The sequence below is a fragment of the Enterobacter cloacae complex sp. SHL020 genome (assembly GCF_049236945.1).
In the GTDB taxonomy this organism is placed as follows: Bacteria; Pseudomonadota; Gammaproteobacteria; order Enterobacterales; family Enterobacteriaceae; genus Enterobacter; species Enterobacter dykesii.
On the sequence record NZ_JBMKJF010000015.1, the window covers coordinates 19,952 to 30,896 of the forward strand.

Below are 10,945 nucleotides of genomic sequence, written 5' to 3' on the forward strand. Positions count from 1 at the left end.
GTACGCCTCGTTACTCGATGACGACCAGCGGCTCGTCAAATTCAACCGGCTGACCACTTTCGACCAGAATCGCTTTCACAGTACCTGATTTGTCTGCTTCGATCTGGTTCATCATTTTCATCGCTTCAACGATGCACAGGGTATCGCCTACGTTGACTTTCTGACCCACTTCGATGAACGCCTTCGCGTCCGGGCTCGGGGTGCGGTAGAAAGTACCAACCATTGGGGAACGTACGATGTGACCACTGATTTCTGCTGCAGCGGCAGGTGCGGCTTCAGCTGCTGGCGCAACGGCTGCGGAGAGCGCAGGCTGCTGCACTGGCGCAGCATAAGCCTGCTGCATTACCGGGAAGCTAGCGGTTGGGGCTGCACGGCTGATGCGTACAGACTCTTCGCCTTCAGAAATTTCCAGTTCGGAGATGCCTGATTCTTCAACCAGCTCGATCAGTTTTTTAATCTTACGAATATCCATGAGTGGGTTCCGTACTCTTGTTTAGTGTGATTGTGACAAGCGTTTTACCGCTGTCTGTAAAGCGTATGAATAGCCGTCTGCGCCCAGTCCACAGATAACGCCAGCAGCGATATCCGACAGATACGAATGGTGACGGAACGGCTCTCGGGCGTGCACATTACTCAGGTGGATCTCGATAAACGGGATACCCACCGCGAGCAGTGCGTCGCGGATAGCAACACTGGTGTGCGTAAACGCGGCCGGATTGATCAGGATATAGTCCACATTGTCTTTAGCCTGATGAATACGGTCGATGAGTGCGTACTCCGCATTCGACTGAAAATGATCCAAATCCACATTCAGTGACGCTGCTTCCGTTCCCAGACGGTTAACAATTTCACTCAATGTTAGCGTGCCGTACTTCTCTGGCTCACGGGTGCCGAGCATGTTCAGGTTCGGTCCGTTCAAAACTAAGATATGGAACTTATCAGTCATAATGCCGCTATCTCCTGCGATTTTCGGGTAAAAAACAAAATATACCTTCGAAACGCAAATGTCACCTTTTCAGAGGCTTAAAACCGCTGTCAGGCGAACCAAGGTCGCACATTATAACGATTTCGTAGCATTTAGCAGCTAAATACTGGTCTTATCAGGGAAGATTATCAACCGCTATCCGAAAAAGATTTGCGGTTGACCGGTAATCTGCGGGAAAACGCACAGTTTCGCGAACTATCGCAACCACTGGCGGAACTTCTTGTAACGCCATGCTAAAAGCGCCACGGCCGCCAGTGCATACAGGATCGGCTGTGGCGAGAGGATCTTCACCGACCACAGGTAATGAATGGGAGCGAGGATCGCGACAAGATAGACGAAGTTGTGCAGAAGCTGCCAGCGCCTGCCCAGTTTTCGCTGCGCATATTGCGTGGATGTCAGCGCTAACGCCAGTAAAACCACCCAGCTCACGATACCCAGCGTCAGATAAGGACGTGTCACCAGTTCGCGGCCAAGCAGTGCCAGATTGTTAATTCCCAGCTCCAGCAGGGCGTAGCTGGTGAGGTGCAGCGTCGCCCAGGCAAAACACCATAGCCCTAACAGCCGACGGGTGCGTATCAATAATGGCTGTTTAGCGTAGCGCGCCAGCGGCGAGACGAGCAAGGTGGCCAGCAAAAATTTCAGAGCCATCCGACCGGTAAAATGCTGGATATCCTTTGCCGGATCTGCGCTAAAAAGCCCCTGGCTGGCGGCCCAGAACAGCCATATAAAAGGAAGCAGCCCGGCCAGGTGCAGCAGCACTTTCAGCCAGGTAATCTGTTTTGCCGTTAAACGCACTCAGAAGTTCTCCCGTAAGTTGAGACCACGGTAAAGCGAGGCCACTTCATCTGCATAGCCGTTAAACAGCAGCGTCGGCTGCCGCTTCACGTCCAGCGCACCGCCGGAACCGATAAACCGCTCGGTTGCCTGCGACCAGCGCGGATGATCCACGTGCGGGTTCACGTTGGCGAAGAAGCCGTATTCATCCGGGGCCGCCAGATTCCACGTGGTTGGCGGACGTTCGCGGGTAAGCTTAATGCTGACGATAGATTTAATCCCTTTGAAGCCATATTTCCACGGTACGGTTAAACGGATGGGCGCGCCGTTCTGCGGCGGAAGCGCTTTGCCATAAACGCCGACGGTCAGCAGGGTGAGGGGGTGCATCGCTTCGTCGAGACGTAGCCCTTCCACATACGGATACTCAAGCCCGCCGCCGATAAACCGATCTTTTTGTCCGGGCATCTCGTCCGGCGCATAGCGCGTCTGGAAAGCGACATATTTTGCGTTGCTGGTGGGTTCAACCATCGCCAGCAGTTTATGCAGCGGGAAGCCGACCCAGGGCACCACCATCGACCAGGCTTCCACGCAGCGCATGCGATAGATACGCTCTTCGAGCGGGAAACGGGTGGTGAGATCGTGATGGTCCAGCGTCAGCGGTTTTGCCACTTCGCCATCAATTTTCAGCGTCCAGGGATCGGTTTTGAGGCTCCCCGCGTTGGCAGCAGGATCGGCCTTATCGAGACCAAATTCGTAGAAGTTGTTGTAGCCGGTAACTTTATCTTCCGGCGTGAGCGTCAGCTTGTTTTGCCATTCGGCCGGTTTCGTAAAGGTGAGCGGGGCGCCGGATGGGGCCTTTGGCCGATCGTTGCCTTTAAACCAGTCGAGCAGGTCGGCGTGTGCCGCCGGAGAGAGCGTCAGGGCTGTGGCGCTGATGCCAAGCATTTTCAGGATCTGGCGGCGCTGTAACATAAAGACAGACTCAGACGTTACGTCGGCTTCCGTCAGTTTTCGGTTTTTCATGGCATCCTCCGTCATGCGTTTTTCTAAGCATGACGGAGGAAAGGGATTCGCGCGAATATGTCACGAAAATTTGAAGATTAGGCGATTTTCACCAGCGCGCGGCCGTGGAACTGGTTGTCCATGATCTTACTGGCGTATTCCGGCGCCTGGCTGAGGGTTATCTCCGTTGCGCTCTGGGTATAGAAAGATTCCGGCAGATCGCGCACCAGCCGTTCCCAGGCTTGATGACGACGGGCCGGCGGGGTCATCACGGAATCCACGCCCTGCAGGCGTACGTTACGCAGAATAAATGGCATCACGGTGGTTGGCAGGGCAAATCCGCCCGCCAGACCGCAGGCTGCCACGCAGCCGCCGTAGTTCATCTGCGCCAGGACTTTTGCCAGCACCTTGTCTCCAACGGTATCCACCGCCCCTGCCCAAACCTGTTTTTCCAGCGGACGGGTTTCGGCAAATTCGTCGCGGCTGAGAATGCGGCTGGCGCCAAGCTGGCGCAGATAGTCATGGGTGCTTTCCCGGCCGGAAACCGCAGCGACCTGATAGCCCAGCTTGTGGAGCAGCGTGACGGCCGTGCTGCCCACGCCACCGCTGGCGCCGGTGACGACAATTTCCCCTGACTCAGGGCGGATACCCGCATCTTCCAGCGCCATCACGCAAAGCATGGCGGTAAAGCCTGCCGTGCCGACGATCATCGCCTTGCGGCCATCCATGCCTTTCGGCACAGGCACCAGCCAGTCGCCCTTCACGCGCGCCTGCGTGGCCAGCCCGCCCCAGTGATTTTCACCCACGCCCCAGCCGGTGAGCAGTACATGCTGGCCCGGATGGAAGCGCGGATCCTCGCTGGCATGAACCCGGCCCGCGAAATCGATCCCCGGCACCATAGGGAAATTTCGGATGATTTTACCCTTACCGGTAATAGCCAGCGCATCTTTATAATTTAAACTGGACCAGTCGATGTCGACGGTTACGTCGCCTTCCGGCAGGCGGCTCTCTTCTACCGGCTGCACTGAGGCAAGCGTTTTGCCGTCCTGCTGTTCTAAGATCAAAGCCTGCATACGGGGTCCTCACGACTCATATGATTGGAAAATAATTTCTGAAGACTATACTCGCTCAGGGAATAGCAGTGCCGATTTAACGCAATAAATTGCCAGATACACCCGATTTGGTAGTATGCCGCATTTGAAATGCAAGTTAGCGCTTACTCGCTACCCCCATCAACCCACGGAGTAATCTCAAGGATGCGATTAACGACGAAGTTCTCAGCTTTTATCACCTTGCTGACGGGGCTTACCATTTTTGTCACCCTTCTGGGCTGCTCTCTGAGCTTTTACAACGCCATTCAGGACAAGCTGGTCAACCGGGTACAGTCTGTGGCATCGGTGATTGATACGCGTCTGCTAACGACGCCGCTACCAACGCTCACCAGTGAGCTTGATGAATTGATGGTACCTGTTGATATCGTTCAGATCGACATTCAGCAGGGAAAGCACCGTGTTTTAAGCCATGAACGACCGGGAAGCTATCGCCCCGCGGGCGTGGTAAGCCAGTATCGGGAAGTGACGGTGCATTCCCTTAAAAATCCGGGGATGACCATACGCATGGTCTACCTCGATCCGATGGCCAGCTATTTCCGATCCATGATGACCACCGCGCCGCTCACCGTCGCGGTGGCGTTTATCGTCCTGCTGATCTTTCTCGCGGTCCGCTGGCTGCGCCGCCAGCTTTCCGGTCAGGAGCTGCTGGAGATGCGCTCCGTGCGGATCCTGAACGGTGAACGCGGCCCGCAGGTGCGTGGCTCCGTCCACGAGTGGCCTTCACGCGCCAGCAGCGCGCTCGATACCCTGCTCTCCGAAATCCAGTTTGCCAGCGACCAGCGCAGCCGTATGGATACGCTGATCCGCTCTTATGCCGCGCAGGATAATAAAACCGGCCTTAACAACCGTCTTTTCTTTGATAATCAGCTCGCCACGCTGCTTGAGGATCCGGAAAAAGTGGGGACACACGGGGTGGTGATGATGATTCGCCTGCCCGATTTCGATCTCCTGCGCGACACCTGGGGACAGCGGGCCGCGGAAGAAAACCTCTTTACGCTGATCAACCTGCTCTCCACCTTTATTATGCGCTACCCGGGCGCGCTGCTGGCCCGCTATCACCGCAGCGACTTTGCCGTGCTGTTGCCGCATCGCACGCTGAAGGAATCCGAAAGCATCGCCAGCCAACTGCTGAAGGCGGTAGATGCGCTTCCGCAGAGCAAAATGCTCGACAGGGACGATATGGTCCACATGGGGATCTGCGCCTGGCGTGGCGGACAATCCACAGAGCAGGTGATGGAACATGCGGAAGCCGCTACCCGCAACGCCGTGTTGCAGGGGGCCAACGGATGGGCGGTTTACGATGACTCGCTGCCGGAAAAAGGGCGCGGCAACGTGCGCTGGCGCACGCTGATTGAGCAAATGCTCAGCCGCGGCGGACCGCGTATTTATCAAAAACCCGCGGTCATGAAAAACGGCAACGTTCATCACCGTGAACTGATGTGTCGTATTTTTGACGGTTCGGAAGAGGTTATCTCGGCGGAATATCTGCCGATGGTGCTGCAATTTGGCCTGTCCGAAGAGTATGACCGCCAGCAAATTACCCGGCTGATTCCGTTTTTATCCTTCTGGCCTGAAGAAAACCTGGCGTTACAGGTCACCGTGGAGTCGTTAATACGCCCACGTTTTCAGCGCTGGCTACGTGATACGTTAATGCAATGCGAAAAATCGCAACGCAAACACATTATTTTTGAACTTGCTGAGGCCGATGTAGGTCAACACATCAGCCGGTTACGTCCGGTGGTGCGTTTGATCAATGCGCTCGGTGCACGTATCGCTGTGACGCAGGCAGGTTTAACGCTGGTCAGCACCAACTGGATCAAGGAGCTGGATGTTGAGTTATTAAAGCTACATCCGGGGCTGGTAAGGAATATTGAGAAGCGTACGGAAAACCAGCTGCTGGTACAGAGTCTGGTAGAAGCGTGTAAGGGTACGCGAACACAAGTATTTGCCACGGGCGTGCGCTCCAGAAGCGAATGGCAGATGTTAACAGCGCGCGGCGTGATGGGCGGTCAGGGGGATTTTTTTGCTGCCTCTCAACCGCTTGACACCAACGTGAAAAAATATTTGCAAAGATACTCTGTTTGACCTGCCGTTTACGCTGTTTTCACGTAGAATATCGCGCCTGTAGCTTTGAGTATGTCGAGCAAAAAGCCAGTGAACGACCTGTAACGGGTTACAAACGTCAGTGGGGAACGCTACTGTTTACTCAGCCCTGAGGGAGTCAGGGGATGATTTTGTAACATCAGGAAACGTACTGCACAAATTTTCACCGTTGCAGATGATTTTTGCGCCTTGTCGCTGCTGCGTGTGGTTGGTAAAGTAAGCGGATTTTGTTTTCCGCCCCAGCTTTCAGGATTATCCCTTAGTATGTTGAAAAAATTTCGTGGCATGTTTTCCAATGACCTGTCCATTGACCTGGGTACCGCGAATACCCTTATTTATGTAAAAGGACAAGGCATCGTATTGAATGAGCCTTCCGTTGTGGCCATTCGTCAGGATCGTGCAGGCTCGCCGAAAAGCGTGGCTGCAGTGGGTCATGACGCGAAGCAGATGCTGGGTCGTACCCCTGGCAACATCGCCGCCATTCGCCCAATGAAAGACGGCGTTATCGCCGACTTCTTCGTGACTGAAAAAATGCTTCAGCACTTCATCAAGCAGGTTCACAGCAACAGCTTCATGCGTCCAAGCCCGCGTGTTCTGGTGTGTGTGCCGGTTGGCGCAACCCAGGTAGAGCGTCGCGCAATCCGTGAATCTGCCCAGGGTGCAGGTGCACGTGAAGTGTTCCTGATTGAAGAGCCAATGGCTGCGGCCATCGGTGCGGGTCTGCCTGTTTCCGAAGCGACCGGTTCTATGGTGGTGGATATCGGTGGTGGTACCACTGAAGTGGCCGTTATCTCTCTGAACGGCGTGGTGTACTCCTCTTCCGTACGTATCGGTGGTGACCGCTTCGATGAAGCCATCATTAATTATGTGCGCCGTAACTACGGCTCTCTGATTGGTGAAGCCACCGCAGAGCGTATCAAACACGAAATCGGCTCCGCGTATCCGGGCGATGAAGTGCGTGAGATCGAAGTTCGTGGCCGTAACCTGGCTGAAGGTGTTCCGCGCGGTTTCACCTTGAACTCCAACGAAATTCTGGAAGCTCTGCAGGAACCACTGACGGGCATCGTGAGCGCGGTAATGGTTGCGCTGGAACAGTGCCCACCAGAGCTGGCGTCCGATATCTCCGAGCGCGGTATGGTTCTGACCGGTGGTGGTGCGCTGCTGCGTAACCTCGACCGCCTGTTAATGGAAGAGACAGGTATTCCTGTCGTAGTTGCAGAAGATCCACTGACTTGCGTCGCCCGTGGTGGTGGCAAGGCGCTGGAAATGATCGACATGCACGGCGGCGATTTGTTCAGCGAAGAGTAGTCGAGTTTGAGAGGGTAGCAATTTGCTACCCTTTCTCTCTGACGCGAGAATACGCATAGCCTATGAAGCCAATTTTTAGCCGTGGCCCATCGCTACAGTTTCGCCTTATTCTGGCGGTTCTGGTTGCGCTTGGGGTCATTATTGCCGATAGCCGCCTCGGTACGTTCAGCCAGATCAGAACGTACATGGATACCGCCGTCAGTCCTTTCTACTTTGTTTCAAATGGTCCCCGTGAACTGCTCGACTCCGTTTCTCAAACGCTGTCTTCGCGCGACCAACTCGAACTCGAAAACCGGGCATTACGTCAGGAACTGCTGCTGAAAAACAGCGAACTGCTGATGCTGGGGCAATACAAGCAGGAAAACGCGCGTCTGCGTGAACTGCTCGGCTCGCCGCTGCGTCAGGATGAGCAGAAAATGGTCACGCAGGTGATCTCTACCGTAAACGACCCCTACAGCGATCAGGTTGTGATCGACAAAGGGAGCGTGAACGGGGTGTATGAAGGTCAGCCTGTTATCAGCGATAAAGGCGTTGTGGGCCAGGTTGTTGCCGTAGCCAAACTGACTAGCCGCGTGCTGCTGATTTGCGATGCCACGCATGCGCTGCCTATCCAGGTTCTGCGCAACGACATTCGCGTGATTGCGGCCGGTAACGGCTGTACGGACGATCTGCAGTTGGAACATCTGCCGGCAAACACGGATATTCGCGTGGGCGACGTGCTGGTGACGTCCGGCCTGGGTGGACGCTTCCCTGAAGGCTATCCGGTTGCGGTGGTCTCTTCGGTCAAGCTGGATACCCAGCGTGCCTATACCGTGATTCAGGCGCGTCCAACCGCCGGTTTGCAGCGTCTGCGCTATCTGCTGCTGCTGTGGGGCGCCGATCGTAATGGTGCTAATCCGATGACGCCTGAAGAGGTGCATCGCGTAGCAAATGAGCGCCTGATGCAGATGATGCCGCAGGTTCTCCCGCCTGCGGATTCCATGGGGCCGCCTGCGCCAGTACCGGCGCCGGCAACCGGGTTAACGCAGCCGCTGCCGGATGCGCCGCCACCGCCTAAACTCTCTTCGGGAGGGCAGTAGTGGCAAGCTATCGTAGCCAGGGACGCTGGGTCATCTGGCTCTCGTTTCTCATTGCACTGTTACTGCAAGTGATGCCCTGGCCGGATGACATTCTCGTTTTCCGGCCAAACTGGGTATTGCTCATTTTACTCTACTGGATCCTTGCCCTGCCGCATCGCGTAAATGTCGGCACAGGTTTCGTGATGGGTGCCATACTGGATCTCATTAGCGGCTCTACGCTTGGCGTGCGCGCCTTGTCCATGAGCATTATTGCGTACCTTGTCGCACTCAAATTCCAGCTCTTTCGTAACCTTGCGCTCTGGCAACAGGCCCTGGTGGTGATGCTATTGTCGCTCGCTGCGGATATCGTTGTTTTCTGGGCAGAGTTTTTAGTGATCAACGTCTCTTTCCGACCGGAAGTGTTCTGGAGTAGTGTAGTAAACGGTGTGCTCTGGCCATGGTTATTCCTGCTGATGCGTAAGGTTCGCCAGCAGTTTGCTGTGCAATAAAAGGTTTCTATGACGTCTTTGTATCTCGCTTCCGGCTCCCCGCGCCGTCAGGAACTCCTGACGCAGCTAGGGGTCTCTTTTGAACGCATCGTTACCGGCATTGAAGAAAAACGTGCTGAGGGCGAAAGCGCTCAACAGTACGTGTTTCGCCTGGCGCGCGAGAAAGCGCAGGCGGGCGTGGCCAGTGTGCCGCGCGATCTTCCCGTGCTGGGAGCAGATACCATCGTTATTCTGAACGGTGAAGTGCTTGAGAAACCGCGCGACGCCGATCATGCGGCGCGCATGCTGCACAAAATGTCCGGACAAACGCATCAGGTGATGACGGCCGTCGCGCTGGCTGACCAGCAGCACGTGCTGGATTGCCTGGTGGTGACCGAAGTGACGTTCAGAGTACTTACCGACGACGACATCGCCGCTTATATTGCCAGCGGTGAACCAATGGATAAAGCAGGTGCATACGGTATTCAGGGGCTGGGTGGCTGTTTTGTCAGGAAGATTAATGGCAGCTATCACGCCGTAGTCGGCTTACCGCTGGTGGAAACGTATGAGTTGCTGAGCAATTTTAACTCACTGCGTGAGGGAAGGGATAATTATGACGGCTGAATTGTTGGTAAACGTAACGCCATCGGAAACCCGTGTGGCCTATATTGATGGTGGCATTCTTCAGGAAATTCATATTGAGCGTGAAGCGCGGCGCGGAATAGTAGGCAATATCTACAAAGGTCGTGTCAGTCGTGTACTACCGGGTATGCAGGCGGCTTTTGTAGATATTGGACTGGATAAGGCGGCGTTTTTACATGCCTCCGATATCATGCCGCACACCGAGTGCGTCGCGGGCGAAGAGCAAAAGCAGTTTGCCGTGCGCGATATTTCTGAACTGGTGCGTCAGGGGCAGGATCTGATGGTGCAGGTGGTGAAAGACCCCCTCGGCACCAAAGGCGCCCGTCTGACCACCGATATCACCCTACCTTCCCGCTATCTGGTCTTTATGCCCGGCGCGTCGCACGTGGGCGTTTCGCAGCGTATCGAGAGCGAAACCGAGCGCGAGCGTCTGAAGAAAGTGGTCAGCGCCTACTGCGATGAACAGGGCGGGTTTATCATCCGTACCGCTGCGGAAGGGATCAGCGAAGAAGACCTGGCGTCGGATGCGGCTTATCTGAAGCGCGTCTGGACCAAGGTGATGGAGCGTAAAAAACGCAACCAGACCCGCTACCAGCTTTACGGTGAACTGGCGCTTGCTCAGCGCGTTCTGCGCGACTTTGCTGATGCGCAGCTCGACCGCATTCGCGTGGACTCGCGCCTGACCTATGAAGCGCTGCTGGAATTTACCGCTGAGTACATCCCGGAGATGCCCGGCCTGCTGGAGCATTATTCAGGACGTCAGCCGATCTTCGATCTTTATGATGTCGAAAACGAGATCCAGCGCGCGCTGGAGCGTAAGGTCGAACTGAAGTCAGGCGGCTATCTGATCATCGATCAGACCGAAGCGATGACCACCGTCGATATCAACACTGGCGCGTTTGTCGGCCATCGCAACCTGGATGACACCATCTTCAACACCAACATCGAAGCCACGCAGGCGATTGCGCGCCAGCTTCGTCTGCGCAATCTGGGCGGCATTATCATCATCGACTTCATCGATATGAGTAATGAAGACCACCGTCGCCGCGTGCTGCACTCGCTTGAGCAGGCGCTGAGCAAAGACCGCGTGAAAACCAGCATTAACGGCTTCTCACAGCTGGGGCTGGTGGAAATGACGCGTAAGCGTACCCGCGAGAGCGTTGAGCATGTGCTGTGTAATGAATGCCCAACCTGCCATGGACGCGGAACGGTAAAGACGGTTGAGACCGTCTGCTACGAAATTATGCGTGAAATCGTCCGTGTTCATCATGCCTACGACTCCGATCGTTTTCTGGTCTATGCTTCCCCTGCGGTGGCTGAAGCGCTGAAAGGCGAAGAGTCACACGCGCTGGCGGAAGTGGAAATCTTTGTCGGCAAACAGGTAAAAGTACAAATTGAACCGCTCTATAACCAGGAGCAGTTTGACGTCGTGATGATGTAAGACGCAGTACGCTGCGTGACGAAAGCTGACAA

11 protein-coding genes are annotated in these 10,945 nt (G+C 55.3%); 6 read left to right on the plus strand and 5 right to left on the minus strand.

All coding sequences use genetic code 11. The features are described from left to right. Window positions 1-10: 10 nt before the first annotated feature. From accB to ACOTZB_RS22125, 5 genes are all read right to left on the minus strand, one after another. Complete coding sequence (gene accB / locus ACOTZB_RS22105) at window positions 11-472, minus strand: acetyl-CoA carboxylase biotin carboxyl carrier protein (protein ID WP_421628519.1); 462 nt, start codon at window positions 470-472, stop codon at window positions 11-13. 21 nt (window positions 473-493) lie between these two features. Then, entirely contained in the window at window positions 494-946 is a 453-nt protein-coding gene (gene aroQ, locus ACOTZB_RS22110; protein ID WP_047650962.1) for a type II 3-dehydroquinate dehydratase, read from the minus strand. Window positions 947-1,180: 234 nt separating this feature from the next. After that, window positions 1,181-1,780, minus strand: a complete 600-nt coding sequence (gene msrQ, locus ACOTZB_RS22115) for a protein-methionine-sulfoxide reductase heme-binding subunit MsrQ (protein WP_032659655.1) — start codon at window positions 1,778-1,780, stop codon at window positions 1,181-1,183. Further along, window positions 1,781-2,782 (minus strand): protein-methionine-sulfoxide reductase catalytic subunit MsrP, encoded by a 1,002-nt coding sequence (gene msrP / locus ACOTZB_RS22120; protein ID WP_032659657.1) that lies wholly within the window; start codon window positions 2,780-2,782, stop codon window positions 1,781-1,783. It lies immediately after the preceding gene. Between the two features lie 77 nt (window positions 2,783-2,859). Then, the gene (locus ACOTZB_RS22125) at window positions 2,860-3,834 is read right to left on the minus strand and encodes an MDR family oxidoreductase (RefSeq protein WP_421628520.1); all 975 of its coding nucleotides are present in this window, start codon (window positions 3,832-3,834) and stop codon (window positions 2,860-2,862) included. Between the two features lie 183 nt (window positions 3,835-4,017). Between ACOTZB_RS22125 and csrD the strand changes: the two genes are divergently transcribed. The 6 genes from csrD to rng all read left to right on the plus strand — a co-directional run bounded on the left by csrD (window position 4,018) and on the right by rng (window position 10,913). Further along, entirely contained in the window at window positions 4,018-5,958 is a 1,941-nt protein-coding gene (csrD, locus tag ACOTZB_RS22130; protein WP_214576876.1) for an RNase E specificity factor CsrD, read from the plus strand. 282 nt (window positions 5,959-6,240) lie between these two features. Beyond that, window positions 6,241-7,284: a rod shape-determining protein MreB gene (mreB, locus tag ACOTZB_RS22135; RefSeq protein WP_000913396.1), complete on the plus strand. Its 1,044-nt coding sequence runs from the start codon at window positions 6,241-6,243 to the stop codon at window positions 7,282-7,284. 62 nt (window positions 7,285-7,346) lie between these two features. Then, window positions 7,347-8,363 (plus strand): rod shape-determining protein MreC, encoded by a 1,017-nt coding sequence (gene mreC, locus ACOTZB_RS22140; RefSeq protein WP_023309400.1) that lies wholly within the window; start codon window positions 7,347-7,349, stop codon window positions 8,361-8,363. After that, the gene (mreD, locus tag ACOTZB_RS22145; protein ID WP_023309399.1) at window positions 8,363-8,851 is read left to right on the plus strand and encodes a rod shape-determining protein MreD; all 489 of its coding nucleotides are present in this window, start codon (window positions 8,363-8,365) and stop codon (window positions 8,849-8,851) included. Before mreC ends, mreD begins: the two co-directional genes overlap by 1 nt. A gap of 9 nt (window positions 8,852-8,860) precedes the next feature. Beyond that, the gene (locus ACOTZB_RS22150; RefSeq protein WP_421628521.1) at window positions 8,861-9,454 is read left to right on the plus strand and encodes a Maf family protein; all 594 of its coding nucleotides are present in this window, start codon (window positions 8,861-8,863) and stop codon (window positions 9,452-9,454) included. After that, window positions 9,444-10,913 carry a ribonuclease G gene (gene rng, locus ACOTZB_RS22155; protein WP_010436156.1) on the plus strand — a complete coding sequence of 490 codons (1,470 nt, stop codon included), beginning with the start codon at window positions 9,444-9,446 and terminating at the stop codon, window positions 10,911-10,913. Before ACOTZB_RS22150 ends, rng begins: the two co-directional genes overlap by 11 nt. The last annotated feature ends 32 nt before the right edge of the window (window positions 10,914-10,945 follow it).